The sequence below is a fragment of the Psychrobium sp. MM17-31 genome (assembly GCF_022347785.1).
In the GTDB taxonomy this organism is placed as follows: domain Bacteria; phylum Pseudomonadota; class Gammaproteobacteria; order Enterobacterales; family Psychrobiaceae; genus Psychrobium.
The window spans coordinates 220,110-243,016 of sequence record NZ_JAKRGA010000004.1; the positions used below are offsets into that span (position 1 = coordinate 220,110).

At 43.1% G+C, this 22,907-nt stretch carries 16 protein-coding genes; 5 read left to right on the forward strand and 11 right to left on the reverse strand.

Annotated features, from left to right (window positions below):
• Positions 1-3: 3 nt before the first annotated feature.
• Positions 4-3,558 (reverse strand): thrombospondin type 3 repeat-containing protein, encoded by a 3,555-nt coding sequence (locus tag MHM98_RS13740; protein WP_239439919.1) that lies wholly within the window; start codon positions 3,556-3,558, stop codon positions 4-6.
• 305 nt (positions 3,559-3,863) lie between these two features.
• Between MHM98_RS13740 and MHM98_RS13745 the strand changes: the two genes are divergently transcribed.
• Positions 3,864-4,322 (forward strand): SRPBCC family protein, encoded by a 459-nt coding sequence (locus tag MHM98_RS13745; RefSeq protein WP_239439920.1) that lies wholly within the window; start codon positions 3,864-3,866, stop codon positions 4,320-4,322.
• Positions 4,323-4,366: 44 nt separating this feature from the next.
• Here MHM98_RS13745 and azu read toward each other — a convergent pair whose 3' ends face one another.
• A complete protein-coding gene (gene azu, locus MHM98_RS13750) occupies positions 4,367-4,810 on the reverse strand; it encodes an azurin (RefSeq protein ID WP_239439921.1) in 444 nt (147 codons plus the stop codon).
• Positions 4,811-5,079: 269 nt separating this feature from the next.
• Between azu and MHM98_RS13755 the strand changes: the two genes are divergently transcribed.
• The gene (locus MHM98_RS13755) at positions 5,080-6,603 is read left to right on the forward strand and encodes an MFS transporter (protein WP_239439922.1); all 1,524 of its coding nucleotides are present in this window, start codon (positions 5,080-5,082) and stop codon (positions 6,601-6,603) included.
• Between the two features lie 9 nt (positions 6,604-6,612).
• Positions 6,613-9,060, forward strand: coding sequence for a glucan 1,4-alpha-glucosidase (locus MHM98_RS13760; protein WP_239439923.1), 2,448 nt, complete (start codon positions 6,613-6,615; stop codon positions 9,058-9,060).
• Positions 9,061-9,122: 62 nt separating this feature from the next.
• Here the strand turns inward: MHM98_RS13760 and MHM98_RS13765 are convergent, their stop codons facing one another.
• The gene (locus tag MHM98_RS13765; RefSeq protein ID WP_239439924.1) at positions 9,123-9,521 is read right to left on the reverse strand and encodes a hypothetical protein; all 399 of its coding nucleotides are present in this window, start codon (positions 9,519-9,521) and stop codon (positions 9,123-9,125) included.
• Between the two features lie 70 nt (positions 9,522-9,591).
• Here MHM98_RS13765 and MHM98_RS13770 point away from each other — a divergent pair, with 70 nt between their 5' ends.
• A complete protein-coding gene (locus MHM98_RS13770; protein WP_239439925.1) occupies positions 9,592-10,641 on the forward strand; it encodes a serine hydrolase domain-containing protein in 1,050 nt (349 codons plus the stop codon).
• A complete protein-coding gene (locus MHM98_RS13775; protein ID WP_239439926.1) occupies positions 10,641-11,150 on the forward strand; it encodes a DUF1697 domain-containing protein in 510 nt (169 codons plus the stop codon). Before MHM98_RS13770 ends, MHM98_RS13775 begins: the two co-directional genes overlap by 1 nt.
• A 45-nt stretch (positions 11,151-11,195) precedes the next feature.
• On the opposite strand, the gene MHM98_RS13780 is transcribed toward MHM98_RS13775, so the two are convergent.
• From MHM98_RS13780 to MHM98_RS13815, 8 genes are all read right to left on the reverse strand, one after another.
• The gene (locus tag MHM98_RS13780) at positions 11,196-13,625 is read right to left on the reverse strand and encodes an ABC transporter permease (protein WP_239439927.1); all 2,430 of its coding nucleotides are present in this window, start codon (positions 13,623-13,625) and stop codon (positions 11,196-11,198) included.
• Entirely contained in the window at positions 13,622-14,338 is a 717-nt protein-coding gene (locus MHM98_RS13785; RefSeq protein ID WP_239439928.1) for an ABC transporter ATP-binding protein, read from the reverse strand. The genes MHM98_RS13780 and MHM98_RS13785 overlap by 4 nt, the downstream gene beginning before the upstream one ends.
• A 32-nt stretch (positions 14,339-14,370) precedes the next feature.
• Positions 14,371-15,627, reverse strand: a complete 1,257-nt coding sequence (locus tag MHM98_RS13790; protein WP_239439929.1) for an HlyD family efflux transporter periplasmic adaptor subunit — start codon at positions 15,625-15,627, stop codon at positions 14,371-14,373.
• 179 nt (positions 15,628-15,806) lie between these two features.
• Positions 15,807-17,081: a HAMP domain-containing sensor histidine kinase gene (locus MHM98_RS13795; protein ID WP_239439930.1), complete on the reverse strand. Its 1,275-nt coding sequence runs from the start codon at positions 17,079-17,081 to the stop codon at positions 15,807-15,809.
• On the reverse strand, positions 17,062-18,429 hold the full coding sequence (locus MHM98_RS13800) for a sigma-54 dependent transcriptional regulator (RefSeq protein WP_239439931.1): 1,368 nt from the start codon (positions 18,427-18,429) through the stop codon (positions 17,062-17,064). The genes MHM98_RS13795 and MHM98_RS13800 overlap by 20 nt, the downstream gene beginning before the upstream one ends.
• A 135-nt stretch (positions 18,430-18,564) precedes the next feature.
• Complete coding sequence (locus MHM98_RS13805) at positions 18,565-19,584, reverse strand: LacI family DNA-binding transcriptional regulator (RefSeq protein WP_239439932.1); 1,020 nt, start codon at positions 19,582-19,584, stop codon at positions 18,565-18,567.
• A 126-nt stretch (positions 19,585-19,710) separates the two neighbouring features.
• A complete protein-coding gene (gene fucP, locus MHM98_RS13810) occupies positions 19,711-20,979 on the reverse strand; it encodes an L-fucose:H+ symporter permease (protein WP_239439933.1) in 1,269 nt (422 codons plus the stop codon).
• Positions 20,980-21,050: 71 nt separating this feature from the next.
• Positions 21,051-22,691 (reverse strand): alpha-glucosidase, encoded by a 1,641-nt coding sequence (locus MHM98_RS13815; RefSeq protein ID WP_239439934.1) that lies wholly within the window; start codon positions 22,689-22,691, stop codon positions 21,051-21,053.
• Positions 22,692-22,907 lie beyond the last annotated feature (216 nt).

Here is a 22,907-nt window from a genome sequence, read left to right on the forward strand (position 1 = left end):
GGGCTATCTACTTTTACGAAGTCCGATCAATCCTATCAATAGAATCAATGTGTAAGCAATAGAACCACCACTTGATGACTTCGTTTCGGGATTGCTTATTTCAGGCTCTGGTGTAGGAGGCTCTTTAGTTAAGAAACTCTCATTAATTGAACTTAAATTGATAGACTTTAATTTATCTCCATCAATTCCTGAGTCGGAAAGACCTATTCCTTTCAGATAAATTCGATTCGAAGAATATTCAAACATGTAGAGGTTTTCTTTATCGGAATAGTATTTATATGTTTCTTTAAGTTCGACATAATCATAAGACTGACCATTCCATGTCTTTGTTCCAAAATCGGATATTTCGTGTACGATAGTGACATTGAATTTTTCAATAATTTCATTAGTAAATATGTCTCTATTTGCTGATTTTGCCGAAGTAGACTTATACTCTCCGACTTGAAGATTTCTTGGTAGTATGCACCAATTCGTTAATTCGGACTCTGGTAAGTTTCCTTCAGAATCAACGACAGTTTTCACCAGTAGGCAGGTGTCTGATACTTCTAGTGTATAATTATCTCCATTTCCGTTTATAACATTGTAAAGATTATTGTTATCTGTCTTGGACATTTCAAGAGTATATTCTTGCTCGCCTTCTTCAAACAACATAGTAATGTCGCCCAGAGGGTAATAATCTAATAAGTTAAACTCTACATAATCATTTTTTACTGTTGGATTTTTACCTGCTGTAATTTCATATAAATTTGTTGCACCATCTCCATCAAAGTCTTTCAGTGCGTCGCTGGCATCTTTTGGATTTAAAAAATCGTATAACTCTTCTTGCTCGTTAGATAATCCATCGTTATCAATATCACTATCACAAGCATCGCCATAACCATCATTGTCAAAATTAAGTTGTTCTGGGTTAGCAATAGATTGGCAATTATCAAAACCATCACCATAGCCATCATTATCTTCATCTTGTCCATATGGATCTGTGTCACATTCATTACCAATGCCATCTTCATCATTGTCGTATTGATAAGGGTTAGTGGTGTTTGGACAGTTGTCTGAAGGATCTGAAATACCATCAAAATCAGAATCTTGACCAAATGAGAAGTTATCTAGGCTAAATTCAGCTTTAGAGCCATTAACGTTGTATGATGACTTTCCTACAAACTGAAAGCTAATTACATGTTCCCCTTCGCTAATTTTAAATTGATATAATATCCAGCCGTTTGACTTAGAGTGAGAGGTTGTATCTACAACATTACCATCGATTTTTACTTCTAGCTTATGACGATAATCATCCCAGCCTTCAATTTTTACTTCAATGCCTGCAAGCCCCGCAGTAAACCTATTTATATACTTTATTTCACTATTATGCTGTGACTCAGGGGCTGCTACTGAGCGTAATAGGTAGTTATTTTTAGCGTCTAAAACAATTTCCCATGGTTTGATGTGAGTGGTGTTATTTTGGAAAAAATTGATTGGTAATTTATCTTCAAACTCTTCTTTTACATTGGTTATTGCTTCAGGGAAGCTTTCTGAATTGTCTAAAGCTGTATTTGAAATAAATTCTAATAAGTTCGAAAATTTGTCATTGTCTAAATCTAGTAATGCATCAACACTCTGCAGAGGATCTAAGCCGGCACTTACTTCAGCTAAGTCAGAAATACCATCATTATCATCATCTGTGTCGCATATGTCGCCAGTTCCGTCGGCATCTGTATCTAATTGATTACTGTTTGCTTCATTGATGCAGTTATCTTTTAGATCGTTGATTCCATCTTTGTCTGTGTCAGGTAAATTTGAAAAATCGTAAGCATTTAAATGAACCTTTCCATTCATCTTTTCAACTACAACTATCGAATTTGTAACAGGAATTACTCGCTCTAAAGTGTTTCCATTAAAGAAGTATTCGTCCAATAATTGGTAGTTACTTGCCCATGTCTGTAGTAAATTACTCCCTGATTTTATAGTAATAATCTGGTTTTCTAACCATACTGCGCTTGTAATATCGTTAGCGATATTGTCAATTACATTTAAAGAAGTCGCGTCAATTATTTGTCCACTTCCATTGAGCAATTTAGTTTTGTCATGTGAAATGATCAGCGGTGGAGTAGTGTCCAGAGTATCTCCATGATAGGGAGAGTCGCCATCGTTAGTAAGTTGTCCAGTGATAGGATCAACTTCTGCCCACTCTAAATCATTAGGAGAGGTACCATCTCTAAAATGATAAACTCGGTTTGTTTTATCGTTCCAAACATATAATTGACTTGGATGGCGCCATTCTTCTCTGCTAACAATGTTGCCTAATTTATCTAAAGTGTAATGGCTCGACCACGCTCCTGATGCATCTACTGCGAATAAGTATTTATCGACGGCTAGAAGGCCTAGTACTTTTTGTGCTAATGAAGTTAAATGCTGTTCTGTAGGCTTATCGCTACTTAAATCAAAATAAGATATTTTTCCACTATCATATCCAAGGTATAGGCGGTTATGGTCATCTGAGTATGTCATCCAATTTGGTGGCGATAATAAAGGATATGATGTCACGTAGTCATTTTGGGCTTTTGACCATCTAAATATGCTGAGACTTTCCTTATCAAGCATAAAGACGATGTCTTTGCCATCGGTATTGTAAATCTCGGGTATAAAACTAATGGAATTTGCATCTATTGGCTGTCCAGCCTCTGGTAATTTAAATTCTGAGATATCATAACTAGTGAATGAAATATCATCATTTGAAATAGAAAAAGCTGTGACAATATCATCATTTACTGCAATATAAGACGCACTTTCAGTGAGAGGGAAGCTACCTTGTTCCTGATTGCTGCTATTGAACAAGTGAAGTGCATTTTCGGAAAGAACGATAGGATTGTCATCTGAAAACGCCATATGTTCGACATTTACAGAAATGCTTCCTGCGTAAGTTAGATCCGCAACGAAATAACTTATACCAGCATTATCATATACTTTATTTTCACTAGTGTTTAAAAATAAAGTATCTGCAGAAGGGTAGTCACCATGATAAGGGCTTTCTATAGATGCAACGAACTTTCCTGCGTCATCTAGGGTTACTTTATGAATATCTGAAGGGCTGACGCCTTGATCTCTATAAATAATAGTTTGCTCTGTTATTAATGTAGTGAGCTTATCAGAGGAGTACCATAGGCTTTTACTTTCAACGTTTGATAATGATGCTTTGTCAATGACACTTAAAGTGTCACCGTCCATATAAGTTATGTGTCGTGCTAATAATCCAATATTGGTGATGGTATTTGAGCTATTCTTAACGAATTCAGAAACCTTCGATTGTCGGTTAATTCTAGAAAGTTCACGTTCAAACGATAAATAGAAGTAATCGTCGTCAATAGCAAAACTTGTTGGCGCTTTGGTAAGCTCAATAGGCGCCAATAGCTTTTGTTCCGTGAGACTATATTCCACAATTTTATTTGGAGAAGAAAACAGAAAGTAGACGCTATTTTTATGAGTTTTAGTGTCAATTAATTCTGCAAAAGAGTAAGGGGAAAATAAAATAAGTGAGGTTATAAAAAGGTGTATGATTTTCATTAAATTCATCCGTTGATTATCGTCTTCTATGACAGCGCAGCATACTATATTAAGTGTAATAGAATGTAAATATTATAAGCTTAATTTATTGATTACAAAGATTAATTTTATATTTATGTTCTCAAATAATGAAAGTTTAAGCTTGTAGGTATTTAAAGGATTCATCCACATAGTAATTAAATTTCAAAATAATAGCGTTTCTTCTGTTCAATTCGTTGAACGCTACTTCGGTTAGAACGTCGGTTAGATTGTCGATCTTTTAGCCTACATTTGTTATAGCTATTATTCTTACTTGAGGTGTAGCCATGAAGATTTCCGTTAACACAACCATTGATAGTTCTGCTGAGCGAGTTTGGCAGGTAATAACAGATTTTGAAAATTGTCCGAATTGGATAGCCGGAATTTTAAGTCTAGAGGTACTTGAACGGCCGGAATCAGGATGGATTGGGTTTAAATGGCGAGAAAAGCGTGAGATGTTTGGTAAAGAAGCGACTGAGACAATGTGGATTACCGATTGTGTCGATGGCGAATATTATCAAACGCGGGCTGAGAATCACGGGGCTGTCTATGTGTCTAAATTAATGGTGCAACAGCAAGGTGAGCAAACCTTGTTAACCATGGAGTTTTCCGGAACGTCGGAATCGTTTTGGGTTAATTTACTATCGTCGGTAATGAGTGTGTTTATGAAGAAATCGATGATTAAGATGATTGCGCAAGATTTGGCAGATATTAAAGCTTATGTAGAAGCGAATGCTGCGAAATAGTTATAGGCGCGATTCATCTGAGATGATCGCGCCAAAGTGACAAATTAAATGACAGTCACTTTACCTTTCATAATTGCCCAGTGGCCAGGGAACGAACAAAAGAACGCGTAGTCGCCGCCTTTAGTTAGTTTGCTAGTATCAATTTCGATAGTATCAGATTGACCACCACCAATGATTTTAGTTGCTGCAATCACTCGGCTATCACCAGCAGGCAGGTAGTTGTTGTTTAGGCCTGCCGCTATGCCAGCACTGGCGACATTAGTCACATCCGCGCTGGATGTCATTACCCAGTTGTGACCCATTGCATTAGCTGGCAGTTTACCAGTGTGTTTTAACGTTAAAGTCACTTTTTTACAGCTTGAATCGACGGTAACTTCGGTTTTGTTGAACTTCATTGCATCGTTGGCTTCGATTTCGACAGCGCAATTAGCGGCGAATGCAGAGCTTGAGGCGAAAAGTAGCGCTAGGCTTACTAGGTATTTAGTCATGATAATGGACCCTTATCTTTAGTTGAAAATAATTCTCATTACTATGCCTGCTTTTGAGTCTTTTTTCTATGTTTTATATCAATAAATTAGCAAGCTATTTACTCTCTAAATACGGATGAAATCTCAGCTCCGATCAATCGTTATTGAGTGAGTTTGCTGCTGAAGATTGTTGCAAAATTGTGATGAATACGTATGCAAATCCCTAGGCATAAAATGACGCTCGCTATATTATCAATGGCTATTTCGACCGTTGTAAAATAGAGGTGTTTATGTCGCAACAAAAGCCTAACCTGAGCTTTTGGCAAATCTGGAATATGTGCTTTGGATTCTTAGGCATCCAGTTCGGTTTTGCGCTGCAAAACGCCAATGTTAGTCGTATTTTCCAAACCCTAGGTGCCGAGATTGATGACCTGCCTATTCTTTGGGTCGCTGCGCCGCTGACAGGTTTAATCGTTCAACCGATTATCGGTTATTTGAGTGATAATACGTGGAACAAATTAGGTCGTCGTCGTCCTTATTTCCTCTATGGTGCCATTGTTACTTCCCTTGCCATTATTGTAATGCCTAACGCACCTGTATTGTGGATTGCTGCGGGTACGCTGTGGATTATGGATGCATCTATCAATATTACCATGGAGCCGTTCCGCGCCTTTGTTGGTGACATGTTGCCGGAAAAACAACGTCCGACGGGCTACGCTTTTCAAAGTTTCTTTATCGGTATCGGCGCTATTGTCGCATCGGCATTACCGTGGATGCTAACTAACTGGTTTGATGTTGCTAACATTGCGCCAGAAGGGCAGATTTCAGACTCAGTAACCTATTCGTTTTACGCGGGTGCTGTGGTGCTATTAGCTGCTGTCGGCTGGACTGTGTATCGCACTAAAGAATATTCACCAGAGCAACTTGCGGCATTTGAAGCTGCAGAAGATGCATCTAAAGCGGCGCATGTCGAAAAGCATCGCACAGCAGGGCAATACTTCAGTGGTTTTGCTATTTGGACGCTAATTGGCAGCGCTTTCCTAGCCTTTATTTACACCAATTCGCTAGACAAAGAACTATACCTAGTTGCGGCTGGTTTAATTGCCTTTGGCCTGATTGAATTAATCAGCGGCTTAATGGTTAAGCGCCAAGCGATTAGCAATGGTTTTTATCAGGTGGTGAATGATTTATTCCACATGCCAAAGACGATGAAGCAGCTGGCGGTAACGCAATTCTTTTCATGGTTCGCGCTGTTCGCGATGTGGATTTATACCACCTCTGCGGTAACCGCTTTTCACTTTGGCAGCACAGATACTACGAGTCAGTTATATAATGATGGCGCCGATTGGGTTGGTGTATTATTCGCATCTTACAACGGTTTTGCCGCCATCGCCGCTATTCTCATTCCTGTAATGGTCAGCAAGATGGGACTGCGAGTCAGTCATCTTGTGAATATGTTCTTGGGCGCTGCTGGCTTGATTTCCTTTATTTTCATTGAAAATCCAGACTACTTGTTAGTGTCTATGGTGGGTGTTGGTTTTGCGTGGGCATCGATTTTGTCATTGCCTTATGCATTGCTATCAAACGCTCTACCAGCCCACAAAATGGGCGTCTACATGGGTATTTTCAACTTCTTTATCGTTATTCCGCAATTATTAGCGGCGAGTATTCTCGGCGTATTAGTGCGTTACCTGTTTGAAGGTCAAACGATTTATGCCCTCGCACTTGGCGGCGCTTCGATGATTATTGCTGGCGTATCAACGCTGTTCGTAAGCGATCCACATTCTTCAACGACACCATCACAACAACAATAGGAGTCTGTCGTGAAACCATTATTTAAACCAAGCCTTATTGCCGTAACTCTTGCTAGTGCCCTTGGCCTTGCAGGGTGTGGTGAAAAATCGTCTGCGCCAGGAACAGCCGCTACGCCTGCTATTACTGCTGCACCAGGTGCTCCGGGCGCGCCTTCAACGTGGGCCTATGCAGGCAAGACGGGTATCGGTAGCTCTTACGAAGCCTATAAAGATTTAGCGTACAGCGATGAAGCGGCGACGGGCAAAGTCTCGAAAGTTTGGTTCTCGCTAGCGCAAGGCATTATTACCGAAACTATGTTTGGTCTTATTCACGAAGCACAAATTAAAGACATGCAGTTTGTGGTGACAGGTAAAGGCTTTGTCGACACAGAGCAACATGACACCGTATCAACCATCGATTATCTTTATAAAGACGACGCTGGCCGTCCGCTCTCTTTGGCGTACAAAATCGTTAATAAGGATAAAGAAGGTAAATACAGCATTGAAAAGCACATCTTTACCGATCCTAGCGAAAACACATTGTTCGTGAAAACCTATTTCACCGCTTATGAAGACGGTATTACCGCCAACTTAGTTGTTAATCCGCATGTCAATAACAATGGTAGCAACGACATGGCGATTGCGACTAAAGACAGCTTATCGGCAGAAGATAGCGGCAGTTATCTAACTGTGCTGAGTGATGCTGATTTTGCTAAAACTTCAGTGGGCTTTATCGGCGAATCAGATGGCTTAACCGATCTTAAAGACGGCACTATGGACTGGCAGTATCAAACCACAGGCGAAGTGACTGGTAACGTTGGTTTAACGGCGCAGTTTGCACCAGTTGCCCTAAATGGCAAAGAAAGCGTAACGGTCGAATACGACATCGCCGTTGGTTTTGGTCACTCAAAGGCAGACAGTGAAAGTGCCGCTAAAGCGTCACTTAAGCGCGGTTACACAGACGTGTTAGCCCATTACAACGGTGAAGGTGAGCACCTAGGTTGGGAAGATTATTTAGCAAGTTTGTCTGGTTTACCTGCGATGACCGAGATGACCACCGACAACGGTAAGCTACTTTACACCAGCGCTTTGGTCTTAAAGGCGCAAGAAGATAAAACTCATGCCGGTGCGCTTATCGCATCATTGTCTAACCCTTGGGGCGATGCGGTTTCTGCCGAGAAAGGTCACACGGGCTATAAAGCGGTTTGGCCACGTGATTTCTATCAGTGTGCAATGGCATTACTTGCACTTGGCGATGAAGAAACTCCTTTAGTATCATTTAACTACCTTGAGAAGGTGCAGGTATCAGATAAGTTTAAAGAGAACAAAGGCGATGGCGGTTGGTTCCTGCAAAAAACTCATGTTGATGGCACTATCGAATGGGTTGGCGTGCAGTTAGATCAAACAGCAATGCCGATTATGCTTGGCTGGAAGCTGTGGCAAAACAAGGTGCTATCAGATGAGCAGCTAGTCGCTTGGTACAACAAGATGCTAAAGCCAGCAGCCGATTTTCTAGTGAAAGGCGGTACGGTAAATATCGATTGGAACAACACTAAGATCACACCACCAATGACCCAGCAAGAGCGTTGGGAAGAGCAATCTGGTCATTCACCATCGACCACCGCAGCTATTATTACAGGTTTAGCGGCAGCGGCTGATATCGCTAAACTAGCTGGCGATAAAGTTAGCGCCGAGTTATACGAACAAACGGCGACTAAATACGCTGGCGATATCGAAAAACTGATGTTCACCGATAAAGGTGCCTTTACTCAAGGTGATGATAATGGTCGCTATTACATTCGCATCAACAAAGATAAAGATGTTAACGATAGCGAAAAGCTTAATGATAACAACGGTAAGCCGGGGCTTGATAAGAAGAGCATCGTCGATGGCGGTTTCTTAGAGCTTGTGCGTTACGGTGTTCGCAGTGCCGATGACACGGCGGTATTAGATTCATTAGTAGAATACGACAGCCAAAACATCGAAGATAACCTCCGTGTTAAATACAACTTTACCTTTGACGGCGTAGAAGGCACTTTCCCGGGTTGGCGTCGCTACGGTAACGACGGTTACGGCGAAGACATCATCAAAGGCCGTGGTTATCACGCAACAGGTCAAAACATCGAAGCGCAACGCGGTCGTGTATGGCCATTTTTCACTGGCGAACGCGGTCATTATGAGTTAGCTGCTGCCAAGCTAAAAGAGCAGCAAGTAAGCTCACCAACCATGGATAAACTGCGTAACACTTACGTACGCACCATGGAGCTATTTGCTAACGAAGGCATGATGCTACCAGAGCAAGTATGGGATGGCGTTGGCAGCAACGAGAAGTACGGTTACAAGTTAGGTCAGGGCACTAATGGTGCAACACCACTGGCTTGGACCCATGCTGAATACGTTAAGCTGTTACGCTCATACGCCGATCAGCAGGTGTGGGATAACTATAGTGAACTAACGGACCAGTTTAAACGTAAGTAGTTTTAGATATTTACCGACTCAATAATGATAAATGCCGCTTTTTAGCGGCATTTTTATGGCTTTTAATCTATGTTAGTAGCACCACGCCAAAATAAATAACCACTCAATCCGCCGTAAATAGCACCAATTATCGAAAACGTAAGCGAATCAAAATACCAGATAACGAGTATCATTCCTGAAATTAAACCCAGAGTGGGGAGTATCAATTTCTGTTGATTTTTAAATTTTAAACTCAGGATATAAATCGGAACACCAATAATAGCGTTAAAGATTGCACAAAAAGGTAGTGAACCGAATAGGAAGAATGTCGTGTGTATAATAAACCCAAGCAGAAGGTCGGAAAAACCAACATTGAAAGCACTTTCAATAGTGAGGATTGTTCCTGCAGATATGGAGCCGAGAACAATAGCGAATAGGCTATTGATATATCCATAGAGTATATTTTGGAAAACTAATGGCATCGAATTATATTCAACATTTTATGTTATTGTTTGATTTAAAAATAACGAATCATTTAAGTGATATGCCATCATGAAAGATAAGTCAAAAACTATCAAATTTTTACGAATTCTTGGAGCCATTGCTGGCATCTCGTCGGCGGTGATTTTTGTGCCTTGGAGTTTGGTTTTCGCTTGGTTACCGCCGCTAACCAATTCCATTGATGAGGAATTGAATCGTGCGTTAGAACAGGGATTTGATGGGGCTATCGTTTATGTTGATAAGGGCGGAGAAGCGCCGCAGCGTTATAGCGCAGGTTATCACGATAGAGCGTTAAAAACGCCTGCCGATCCCGATGCATTATTTAAGATTGCCAGTATTGGCAAACTCTATGTTGCTGCGGCGACAGTAAAACTCGTTAATGAACAAAAGTTGTCGTTAGACGGCACGCTTGCCGAGTACTTTCCTGATTTAAAAGATAGAATTGAGAACTCCGAATCTATCACCTTGCGGATGATGTTGCGCCATCGCAGTGGGATACCTAACTATATCGATAGCCCGCGCTTTTCTTGGGATGAGTTACCCCAAAACGATCGCGAAGCGATTGAGTTGGCGCTAGATTTACCAGCCAGTTTTGCACCTGATTCTGATTACGAATATTCCAACACCAACTACATGTTGTTGGCAGAGCTGATGGATAAAACCCTTGGTTACAATCATTTTGAATATATTCGCCAGACCATGCTTAAACCACTGGGCATAACAAATATGTATAACTCCATTCGAGAAGCGCCAGTCGGTGAAGTTATGAGTGGTTATTACGTGGGAATTGAGGACGATTTAAAGCAAAACTATTATGGTTCGATGATTGCCACTGCCCAAAATGTAGCAGTGTTTTTACGCGCGTTAAATGATGGTTCGTTGTTAAACGAAAAAGAACAGGCGATTTACAAAGATGTGTACAAGTTTGAGCACACCGGATTAGTTCCCGGTTATCAAAGTATTGCCCGTTACGATAGCGAGACAGATACCGTGATTATTCAATTCACTAACACCACCAATTTTCAGGGATATAACTGGGAATTATCGGAAATTTTATACAGTCGCATTAGTAAGTTAGCTGCTGCGCAAGGAGATCAATAATGACCAAGTACGTGGTGTTGTTTCGCGGAATTAATGTCGGCGGCAACAATAAAGTGGCGATGAAACCCTTGGTCACAGCACTACAAGAAGCAGGCTTTAGCGATGTTAAACACTATATTCAGTCGGGAAATATCGTTTTATCTAGCAGTAATGAGCCGACCAAGGACGTTGGCGATATCGTTGAAACTATGTATGGCTTTCGGCCCCAGATTATGGCGATAACGGCAAGTGAGTTTAAAAGTATTGCTGCGAAAAATCCTTATGCGGAACAAGAAGGTAAAACGGTGCATTGTTTTATCTGTAGCAAAACACCTCAATTGGAGCATGAGAAGGTTGAACAATATCAGTTGCCTAGCGAGCAATATCGGTTGGATGGTCGAGTATTGTATTTGTTTGCACCAGAAGGTATTGGCCGCTCTAAATTGGCGAGTAACATGGAGTCTTGCTTAGGCGTGGCGGCAACTGCGCGCAACCTAAACACCATCAATAAGGTGCTCGAAATGATATAACAAACCGCTTACCCCTAGGGTAAGCGGTTTGTTATTGCTATTGTGTTATTCACTTCCGCGCAGTGAATGTATTGCTGGGCGGTTAATGAACTGGCGTAGTGGCCAGTAACAGGCGAATAAGGCGATAACGGCAATGGTCGTTATCGTTACAACAAACACCGGAATGAGTTGTAGCGAGAAGTAATCAGCTAATTCGCTCTGGAACCCGATATAGCCACCAAGTAATAGAATCACGCTAATCACCATACCAATGCTCACAGCGCCCGTGTTTTCGCGCACGATAAGCTTGATAATGTCACGTCCCTTAGCGCCAATGGCCATCCGTGTTCCTATTTCAAAGCCGCGCATTTGCGTGCTGTAACTTAAGATACCGTATAAACCTATTGCCGAGAGAACTATTGTTAGCACGGCCAATACGGCACTAGTTACCGCTGTGGTGTATTGGGTAAACAGCATTTCATCACGGCGATCGTCCATTTTCACTAAATCAAATACCGTGTATTGCGTCGTCACCTCTTTGAGCACGGTAACCGCTTGTTCCCGTGTTAGCTCTTGGCCATCTGCAATACGCAGTGTCATCACCGTACTCGCTTGTGAGCCAGGGCGATAAGTTTGCATTGGAATTTCTTCTTGGCCTGGGTACAAGGTCCCTTTTACGATGCCAATAACAGTTGCAACTTGATCGCCGCCAAAGCTAACTTGTTGACCAATAGCGCTACCTTCCGGCGCTAGGGCTTTAGCAAACGCAGTGTTAATAATCATCACTGCGTTGCCATCCTTGATGTCGGCTGCGGTAAAGTTATCGCCTTCGAGCATAGTTTGGCCAATCATATTAAAATAGTGCTGGTCGATAAACTTAGTATTGACGACGAAACGCTCATTAGTAGCAACTGACGTTTGTGCGTTGAGACTAAAGTTATTAAGTGGTGCACTCGATTGATTGATGGCGACAACTTGCGGTAATTCCATGAGTTTTTGACGCAGCTCGTTCATCACCGGAATTCTTTCTGCTTCAGGTGGTGTCGTAGTCGCCGATACTGATAACGACAAGGTTGTTAGATTGGCCGTGTTATAACCTAGCGGCTTTTCAATCGACCCTTTAGCGTCTTGAAATAGGCTGATGTTAATAAATACCAAGGTTGTCACTATAGTCACCTGACTGATGATAAGCAATTTGCGAATACCTTGTGACACCTGTACGCCAGTGCCTTTACCGCTTGATTGCAGCGTTGAATTAAGGGCTTTGTAGTTGATCATGCGGGTGCTAAGTCGTGCGAAAAACACAGCCAAACCAAAGGCGATCACCACGGCACAGCTCAGCGTAAACCAGTTGATAGATAGCTCATTAACGCGCGGTAATTGTTGTGCTAACAACTGTTGCATCATATAGAAACCACCACTGGCAATAACTAATGCAATGCCTACAGAAAGTAGCATCAACAAGTTAGTTTCGGCGAATATCGTGCTAAATAGGTGCTTTTTATTTGCACCTACGGCGGCGCGAATCGCCAATTGGCGTTGCTGCTCTGCGGTGCGAGAAATAAACAAGTTGGCGATGTTGGCACAAGCAATCAATACCAAACCTATAACACCAGCGAGCAATAGGTACACCGTGCGCTCACTGTCACCAAGAATTTCGGTCTTAAAGCTCTTGGTATCCATCGCGATATTCCAGCCCTTGAAGAATTCGATCGAGATGACTTCCGATTGCCACTTGTCATTAACCAAAGCGGTTAGCGTTTGATTGATTTGGCTAATGGTCATTGGTGTAGTGAGCTTGCCAATGTACATTTGAGCGTTGCTAATGTTTCCCCAAGCTGTTCTTAAGCGCGGGCTAGCGTGATTGTAGTCCCACGGTAAAAATACGCTAGTTTTGACACCTGTTTCATAAAGTTCTGGCTCAACGAATTCTTGCGCTAACACCCCGACAATGGAAAAGCTATTGCCGCTAAAATCCATTTTCTTGCCTAAGATATTTTCGTCACCAGCAAATTGTTGTTGCCACATGTCATAACTAATAATGGCTACTGGATTGTTTGTATCTTTTGCTTCAGTCTCTTCAAAGCGGCGACCCAATGCCATAGGTGCATCAACAAGCCCGAAGTATTCAGGTGTCACAAACAACATTTCAAGCGTTGGCTGATTAAGTGAGTTAATCAACACATCTTCAGACGCATAAAGTAAAGCTGAGTCACTAAATACCTCTTGGTTTTCATACATGTGCACCAAACCCGGGTAAGTGAAAGCATTGCCAACGCGTTCGCCTTTGTTATTGCTAAAAATGTTGTTTACTTGAAACAGCTGCTCTTGATCTGGATAAGGCAACGGCTTAGCAATTAACACGTAAGCCAAGGTAAGTACACATAGTAAAGCACCGAGTGTCGTCCCCATAGTCGCGACTATGGCTGCGATGAAACCAGGTTTTTTCTTTAAACCTGCCCATGCCTGTTTTTGTTGGTAGGAAAACTGACTCATACTGCCTCCTGCTCAACTGTTTCAAGATTTGGCGTAGTTAAGATAGCGCCGTCTAGCAGTTTTAATTGAGTCGTTGCCATGTCGGCGTAACGAGGATCGTGAGTTACCATACAAATAGTGGTGCCAGCTTTGTTTAGCTGCTCTAGCACATCCATGACTTGATCACCGCTTTTAGAATCGAGGTTACCTGTTGGCTCATCGACTAGCAGAATCGCTGGTTTGGCAACAAGCGCACGAGCTATGGCGATACGCTGTTGTTGACCACCAGAAAGCTGATTCGGTTTGTGGCTGATACGATGGCTCATATCTACAAGTTCTAAACACTCTTGAACCCGCGCTTTGATTTGTTCATCGCTCAGCTTGGCTTTGCCATAACGCAGCGGTAGGGCAACGTTGTCGAATACGGATAATTCATCGATTAGATTGAACGACTGAAAGATAAATCCAATTTTACTGCTGCGGATCTCCGCCGCCATATCCAACGATAAGTCGGTAACATTAACGTCTTCGATAAAGTACTCGCCGCCGCTTGGCATATCCAACAACCCTAAAATTGAGAGCAGGGTTGATTTACCACAGCCAGACGGGCCAGAAATCGAAACGTAATCACCTTCGTAAATCTCTAAATCGATGCTCTTGAGGGCATGTGTCTCGAGTTCATCAGTTTCAAAGACCTTAGCGATGTTTTTCATTTTTATTTTGATATTTTTCATGGGTAATTCCTTGTTGTTTAACTAATGCGCTACTAAGACTTAATGCCTAGCACTGTTGCGGTTTTAGTGATGTTTGATAGATCGGAAACGATAAACTGTTGATTGTCTTTCGCTCCTGAAATGATTTCGATATAGCGGCCTGCTTGGCGGCCTAATTTCAGCTCAACTAACTCAGCTTGCTGTGTTTGTGGATCGACGCGATAAAGCGATACCTTGCTATTGGATTTAATGCTTGGTGGACGCTGGATGTAATGGACGTTTTTCAGGGTATCGGCGGTGATAATACCGTCGACATTAAGCATTGGTCGAGCGCTGGCAGGCAATTGCTCTGGTAGTTCAATTTCTACTTCGACGGTATTGTCCGCAACAATAGGATCGATGCGAGATACAGTACCCATAATCTTATCGCGGCGCGTATCTATGATGGTTGATTGGCCGATTTCGATTTGTTGTGCTTGGCTTTGTGGTACGCGAATAAGGGCGATCAGGTCGCTAACGCTACCGATCAATGCTACTTCTTGTCCTGCCGATAGGCTTTGTCCTAATTCCACTGATAGACGCTGTAACACACCATCGAAACCTGCGCGTACCGTTAGTTTATCGAGGCGAGCTTGGGCGATATCTAATAGGCCTTGTTGTTGATGAACGCGATCTTGAGCGATGCTCACTGCTTCTTGGTGAACTAAATCGAGCTGAGCTAGGCGCTGTTTCAAAATGGCTATGCGTTTTTTAAGTTGTTGCTCATTCAGCAATGTTTGCTGGAAAGTGAGGGTCGAAACGATGCCTTGCTTTTCTAGTTTTTCTTCAGCAATACGTTTGAGTGAAGCTGTTTCGTAGTTCGCGTTAATTTGTGCCAATGCAGCAGCTTCATTGAGTTTTTCACGCTGTTGATTGAGCTTTAGTTGGCGTAGATTGGCTTTTTCCTGACTCAGGGCACGCTTGGCGCTGTCTAGTTGCTGTTGTAATTCAGGGTTATCTAACAACACTATGACGCTGTCGGCTTTTACGTTAGCACCGGGCTTAAGCACGATTTCTTTAACCGTTGCGCGGGAAAACGCCGTAATAAGCTGCTGCTTGTCTGACTTGAGGCTGCCGTATCCTTCGATAATCACATCGAGATCGCCGCGTTTAACTTGGTCGATCAAAATCTCGCCGCGCTTAACTGATACCGAACTGGCACTTTGATTAGCCCAAAGCGCTAACACTGCAACCACCGCGATGCCGACCACTAACAACGTTTTGTTAGACCAATTAATCGTGGCTTTCTTTTTTGTTTTAACTACGTCCATGACGCCCTCGGAATTATTCGATAATTTATTGTTGTGTAGCGAGGAGCGTGCCAATCTTTAATCTTCTTATAATTCAGTGATTTATATTGTTTGTGGTAGTATGGAGACAGTTGTTGGTCCGATATCGGACTGGCTACTTTCGATATCGGACTGATAGGGAGCTGAGGATTGTCTGTTGTTTAACTGATGTTGCTAGGCAGTTTGATCGTGACAGTCACGCCACCTTGTTTGTTGTTTTCTAATGCGATAGAGCCGTTGTGTTGTTCGACAATGTTGCGACAAAAATTAAGCCCAATACCTTGGCCCTGTGTTTTGGTAGTAAATAACGGGACAAATAGATTATCGAGATTGGCAAAGCCGTGACCATTGTCGGTTACTGTTATCTCATGTTGCTTGCCGTGCTGACTAATGGCGAGCGCAATATCATTTGCGCCGGCTTCCACTGCGTTTTTTATCAGATTAATAAGCACTTGTTCTAAAAAGGTTTGGTCGGCCCATAACCATTGGCAGTGTAGCGAAATATCCAGTTGTTGCTCGTTGAACAGGCCGTTAAGGCGCTCTTTTAATTGCGCGGTGTTTATTTGTTTTGGCGCGAGATTAAATTGCTGAGATAGCGACGAATAACGACTAACAAAGTCTTGCAGGTGATGACAGCGTTCGTGAATTAGCGCTAGCGCCTTTTGATCTCGTTCGCTACTGCTGCGCGTGGCGAGGCTTTCCGCTAACGAAGACACTGGAGTTAGCGAATTACGAATTTCATGGCTCATAACCCGAATAATTTGTTGCCATGCGGTCTGCTGACTTTCTCGTTTAACTGATTCGATGTTGGTGAACACAAGTAGTTGATGAGTTTGTCCGTCGTCTATGAATTCACTTTGGCTAATTTGCCATTGCTGGCTTTGCTTCTCGAGCTGCCATTTATTATCACGCTTACTCAGGTTGAGTAGCTTGGGGGAGGCATTGCGAAACATTTGCCACGGCTGCGCATAAAGCATCGAAAATGCGCCATTGGCGTAGCTCAATTTATTTTTTTGATTAAAGACTAAAATCGGAATGTTTAACTGATCAATGAGTTGATACACCAAAAAGGCGTGCTGATCGTAGCGGGACTTTTGCTCTGCTAAATGTTCGCTCAGGGCTCTAAGTTGCTGATGCAATTCGGCAGCGGTACCTTGCTTAAAATCTGACTTAGCGTATTGGTTATAATCTTCAACGCGCATCGACTCGATATGTAACAAGCTGCGCTCGTATGTTGCGATTATTCGGCGATAAATCTTATTTAGTGTAATGGCGCAAAACAGTCCGATGAGTCCCAATAAAATGGCAATATTCCACGGTGCCATTTCAAGCTGATAAAGTATGACTCCACATAACGCGAGCAATACTGCCGTCAACAAGACAAAGCGAATAGCTAGGTAAGACTCCAGAGAGCGATTAGCGTGCAATGTGATCATACTTTTCCAATCGGCGATAAAGTGAAGACTTAGTAAGCCCTAGTAACTTCGCCGCCTGTGGCACGTTTTTCTCGGTGCGCGCCAGAGCTTGTTCTATAAGGCTTATTTCCGCTTGCTCTAGCGTCATAAAGGTCATGGTATCGCTATTACTTCTCGCTGTGGTGATAGGAAGATCGGCTTCGTTTAACACAGGATTGTCGTCGCTTGGCATTGACAGTAGTAGAGCGCGTTCAATCACATGGCTTAGTTCACGCAAGTTTCCTGGCCACTGATAAGCGAGCAGCGCTTGCTTGGCACATTGACTAAAGGATGGTGGTTGGCGGTTATATTTTTTGGCAAACTCCGCCATAAAGTGCTCGGCTAGTGGCACGATATCGTCGAGTCTTTCCCGCAACGATGGCACTCGAAACTCTAGGGTGTTGAGGCGATAAAATAGATCTTCTCGAAACTGCTCCTGAGCAATAAGTTTCGTGAAATCGCCATTGGACGCGCTGATTAATCGGCATTGTGTTTGCTGAGTTTTACTACTGCCAAGCGGTTCGAATTCACCTGATTCAACCACACGTAATAGTTTGGCTTGTTGCGATAGCGGAATATTGGCAATTTCATCAAGAAATAGCGTGCCTTCTTGCGCTAGCTCAAAACGGCCAATACGACTGGATTTCGCATCGGTAAACGCGCCTTTAGTGTGACCAAACATCTCACTTTCAAATAGTGATTCTGAAATAGCGCCCATGTTGACGCTAATAAACGGCTTGTCGGCCAGCTGCGAGCGCTGGTGAATGTGTTTGGCGAGCTGGCTTTTACCCGTGCCGTTATCGCCTGTGAGTAAAATCGCGACATCGGTCGCCGCCACGTTGTCTATTTGCTGCAGTAACTTAACCATACAAGGTGAGCGCCATTGGTAGCTATTTTGTGGCTCAGGCTCAAGGCGTTGATGGAGTCGTTGATTTTGTTGTTTTAACCCCGCCATGGTGAGTTGTTGGGAAATAACTTGAAGTAAGCGTTGATTTTTCCATGGCTTTTCAATGAAATCACTGGCGCCAATTTGCATCGATTTTACCGCTAGTTCCACATTCGACCATGCCGTCATTGCAACTGCAGGAACCTGTGGGTGATTCTTCGATAGCCATCGCAATAACTCTAATCCTTCATCACCAGACGTAGTATCGAGCGCGTAGTTCATATCGAGTAACACAAGCGACACAGAATTTTTATCGATGATTTGCTGCGCTTGATAAGGCGATTCAGCTTCGAGAACTTGGTAGTTATTGTCCTCTAACAGAAAGCTTGCGCTTAAACGAATGTCGGGCCGATCATCGACGATAAGAATGGTTGCAGACGCCACTTTTTTTCCAGATATAAACAAGTCGTGCTTGCATAGTAAGGGCAAATTGTGAGGACTACAACTGGGAAAGTAAATCTTAAATGACTGAATGCTATGAACATTCAGTATTTAAAGTGATTGCGGGAGTGACTAGTTTTACCCGCAAGACTCGCGGATAACGAGTTGTGGCTCGATGATTGAACCTGACGTTGGCTTGCCTTGGATACGTTCGATAAGGTTTTTCACCATTAACTGACCAGCCAGTGTTGTGTCTTGGCGCACTGTGCTGAGCGGCGGATTGGTAAATTGTGCCACTGAGATATCGTCATAACCAACCACTGCGATTTCTTCACCTACGGTATAACCCAAATCAGTGATGGCTCGCATAGCGCCAATAGCCATTAAGTCACAGGCTGCGACAATACCATCGATATCTTTGTGATTTTCGAGCAGTGTTTTTGTGGCTTCATAGCCTGAGATCTCATTGATCTTGGCATCAATATGCATCGATTTATCTGAAGCTAGATTTCCGGCTTTGAGCGCTTTGCAATAGCCATTATAACGGGCTAGCAGCTCAGGTGTTGCCTCGGTTGCTTCACCAATAAATCCAATTTTCTTGCGGCCTCTCTCAATCAGGTGCTGAGTAATTTCAAAGCCACCTTGTTGGTTATCACAGCGCACCGAAGTGGCACTTAGCTCTTTGTCATCGGCGCCCCACAACACAAAATGGGTTTCTTGTTCGATGAGTTGATTGAGCTTTTTCTTGTAGGCCAAGTAGTCGCCATAACCAAGCAGGATTAAGCCGTCGGCTTTGTGGCAATCTTCATACTCTGCGTGCCAGTCGCCCTTCATTTCTTGGAATGATACTAATAGATCATAGCCCGCGTTAGCGCAGGCCTTGGTAATGCTGCCGAGCATCGAAAGGTAAAATGGATTGATATTGGATTCATCAATGGCCGCATCTTCAAACAACAACAGTGCTATGGTATGGCTGCTTTGGGTGCGTAAATTACTGGCGTTTTTGTCTACCTTGTAATTGAGCTCTTTGGCAATGGCTTGAATGCGCTGGCGAGTGGCTTCACTAACCAGTGGGCTGCCACTTAATGCACGAGAAACCGTCGATTGAGATACGCCTGCGTGATAGGCGATATCGAAGGATGTAGCTTTGTTTCTCATGGTGGATTCTCTGGCGAATGACAGCATTGATAATACCTAAGTTTACGATGACTCTCAAACAGCTAAAAAGTAATCTGAAATTGGTCGGAAAAGCGCCGCTAGAGAGAGGAAGCGGCGCTTGAGGGGTTATTTTTTCGCAGGCACAACCTTAGAGCCAATCAATCCATAATAAGCGATATAGATATAACAAATTAATGGTAGGGCGAATGATAGTTGAATGCCTACGGCGTCAGCCATTAGACCTTGCAATGGTGGGATTAATGCGCCGCCGACAATTGCCAAACACAAAATGCCCGAGCCCTGACTCGTTACCTTGCCTAATCCCGCGACACCCAGTGAGAAGATAGTTGGGAACATAATTGAGTTACACAAGCCAATCAGTAACACGGCGTACATCGCCAGTTGACCTTCGGCGATAATGGTTATAACGAGTAGTAATACCGCTGCACCAGCGTTAAAAGCTAGCACTTTACCTGCAGCTAGCTTTTGCATCACAGCTGCGCCGATGAAACGGCCCACCATAGCACCGCCCCAGAAATAGGTGAGGTATTTGGCGGCATCGGCGTGATTAAGACCTGCGATATTTTCTAAACCGAAGAAGTTAACCAAGAAGCTACCTATTGCTACTTCTGCGCCAACATACATAAAGATGCCAACAGCACCTAATACAAGGTGGCGGTGATTCCATGCGCTGTCGTCTGTTACTTCACCACTTGTATCTTCGATGGCATCGATTACAGGTAGTTTTAATTGACTGAAAATAGCCGCCAAAATAAGAAGCATAGATGCCAATAGAATATATGGCATTTGTACCGATTCAGCCTGCGCTAGGCGCTGCGCATCAGTCATGCTGCTAACATCGTGGGCAACTGCAGATAGTATGAGTAATGAACCAAACCACGGCGCGATGGTGGTGCCGAATGAGTTTAGTGCTTGCGTTAAATTAAGACGACTGGCCGCTGTTTTTTCAGGACCTAACGCCGTTACATAAGGATTGGCGGCAACTTGTAAGATGGTGATACCAGAAGCTAGTACAAAGAGTGCACCTAGAAAAACAGCATATTCTTGCATCGATGCAGCCGGGTAAAACAACAGACAACCGATGGCGGCGATGATTAAGCCTGTGACAATACCGCCTTTATAGCCGATGCGTTTAACAAGGATACCCGCTGGAATTGAAACAATAAAATAAGCGCCAAAGAAACAGAATTGAATCAGCATGGCTTGGAAGTGGGTTAATGAGAACACACTTTGCAGATGCGGGATCAAAATGTCGTTAAGACAGGTAATAAAGCCCCACATAAAAAACAGGGAAGTTAGACTCACTAATGCGAAACCGTAGCCGTTATTTGGCTGGCTGCTGGTTGCATTAGGTGATGATGTTGCAATGCTCATAAGTCACCTTTTACTTATTATTGTATTTTTGTAAAAAAGCCAACGCAGTGGTTGGCTTTAATTAAATTGTGTTATTCAACGTGGGCGTAAAATCCGCTAAATCCATCGATATGAAGAGAGTTTGTATCTAATGGTAGCGAACTAGTGTCCATTACGAACGGCGACGCATCGATAAATTCGACGATATTTTGCGTCAGCTTGATCTCGGTGGCTTGTTCATTGAAATTAAAACCGCAGAGGATTTTTTGTTTTTCTGCTTGTGGACAATGGCGAATAAACAGCAAGACATTATCGTCGGTGCTAATAAATTCAATGTCACCAGTTACTAGCGCGCTGTGGGCTTTACGCCATTTCATAAAGGTGCGGTAGCTATTGAGCGGCGATCGTGGATCCTGCTCTTGGGCATCGACACTTAGTGGCAATTGCGCAGCAGATACCGGTAGCCAAGGCTTCACCTGTGAGAAGCCACCATGAACTGCATCTTGTTGCCACGGCATTGGAGTACGACAACCATCGCGCCCTTTAAATTGTGGCCAGAAAGTAATGCCAAATGGATCTTGCAGCTCTTCAAAGCTTAGTTCTGCTTGCCCTAAACCGAGCTCTTCACCTTGATAGGTACAGATGCTGCCTTTGAGTGAGCCAAGCATTGCTGCGAGCATGCGTGCTAATTGAGTGTTTTCTTTGCCTTTGCCCCAGCGGGTAACAACGCGGTCTGCATCGTGATTACTCACCGCCCAACACGGCCAACCACCTGTCATTTGTTCTTCTAATGACGAGACAGTATCTTTGATGTGCTGCGCTGAAAAATCATCGGTTAATAGCTCAAAGCTATAGGCCATATTCAAACGCTGATTGTTGTGGGTATACAACGCCATGTCTTTGAGTGAGTCTTCAGAAGAGATTTCGCCAAGGCTGACCACCTCATCGTACTTATCAAACAACTGACGCAGCTGCTCCATAAACTCGAGGTTCTCTGGCTGAGTATTGTTGTAATAGTGATACTGATAAGCGTACGGATTATCTTCGCTAAAGCCGCGACCTGCGCGTAATTCCTTGGGTTTAGCTGGATTATCGCGTAGCTGTTTATCGTGGAAACAAAAGTTAATTGCATCTAATCTAAAACCGCCAACACCGCGTTTAAGCCAAAACTCAACATTGTCTAAAACTGCTTTTTGAACATCGGGGTTATGGAAGTTGAGATCCGGTTGGCTACTTAAAAAATTATGTAGGTAATATTGGCCACGACGGGGCTCCCATTGCCAAGCTGTGCCGCCAAAGATCGACATCCAATTGTTTGGCGCTGTGCCATCGGGTTTCGGGTCGGCCCAGACATACCAATCGGCTTTTGGATTGGTTTTGTCTTGGCGTGATTCCTCGAACCAAGGGTGCTGATCTGAAGTATGGCTCAGCACTTGGTCAATAATGATTTTGATGTTTGATTGATTAGCACGAGCGATAAGGGCGTCAAAATCTTTAAGTTCACCAAATAACGGGTCTACATCGCGATAATCACTGATGTCATAACCAAAATCTTTCATTGGCGATTTGAAGAATGGCGATACCCATACGGCGTCTACTCCTAGTGATTCGATGTGATCAAAGCGATCGATTATCCCTTGTAGATCACCGATACCATCGTTATTCGAATCCATAAAACTGCGTGGGTACACCTGATAAATCACGGCGCCTTGCCACCAAGGAGTATGCTGCATATCAACCTCAATCATTGCTGCTGTGTTTCTGTGAACACATGCTATTTATTGGCTAAATTCATTGTGAAACTAGGCCAATTTAAGTTGCAGGCAGAATACGTTAGGTTCGCTAATTTGTTCAATACTACTGCATACGTATGCATAACATCGATGGAATCACACTTTTTTACATTGATTTTTTTATTCTTTAAAAACAATAATTTATTTGTGTTGTTG